Raw genomic sequence first — 643 nt, forward strand, 5'->3', positions numbered from 1 at the left:
CCCAGGAACTGCGCAACCTCGCCGAGGCGCTCGGGGAGCGGATCCTGTCGTCGGCGACCGAGAAGCTCGGCGGCCTGACCAGCCGTCTGACCGACTACGTGCAGGGCGGCGGATCGGGTGATTCGGGCGGATCGGGCGGATCGGGCGCGCTGAGCCTACTCGGGTCGGTGCTCGGGTCGAAGCATCCCGTGGCCGCCGGTACACAGGGATCGCACAAGATGGTGGCCGGCGGCCTGATGCAGAAGATCACCGGCGGCGGCGGCAAGGGCGGCAAGGGGAAGAAGCTCAAGCTCATCAACATCGTCGAGGCACTCGACATGGGCGCTCCCCGGAGACTCGTCTACGACCAGTGGACCCAGTTCCAGGACTTCCCCAGCTTCATGAAGAAGGTCGAAGGGGTCGACCAGCAGTCCGACGAGAAGACGACGTGGAAGGCGCAGGTCTTCTGGTCCCACCGGACCTGGGAGTCGACGATCGTCGAGCAGGTGCCGGACCAGCGGATCATCTGGCGCTCCAAGGGGGCCAAGGGCTACGTCGACGGCGCCGTGACCTTCCATGAGCTCTCACCCGACATGACCCGGGTCCTGCTGGTGCTGGAGTACCACCCGCAGGGCCTGTTCGAGCGCACCGGCAACCTCTGGCG

General features: G+C 67.0%; 1 protein-coding gene. It reads left to right on the top strand.

Features of this window, described 5'->3' with window-relative positions:
• A partial coding sequence (locus K4G64_RS39555) for an SRPBCC family protein (protein WP_221760657.1) occupies positions 1-643 on the top strand: 643 nt, incomplete at both ends.

The sequence above is a fragment of the Streptomyces sp. WAC04114 genome (genome assembly GCF_019733245.1).
GTDB lineage: Bacteria > Actinomycetota > Actinomycetes > Streptomycetales > Streptomycetaceae > Streptomyces > Streptomyces massasporeus_A.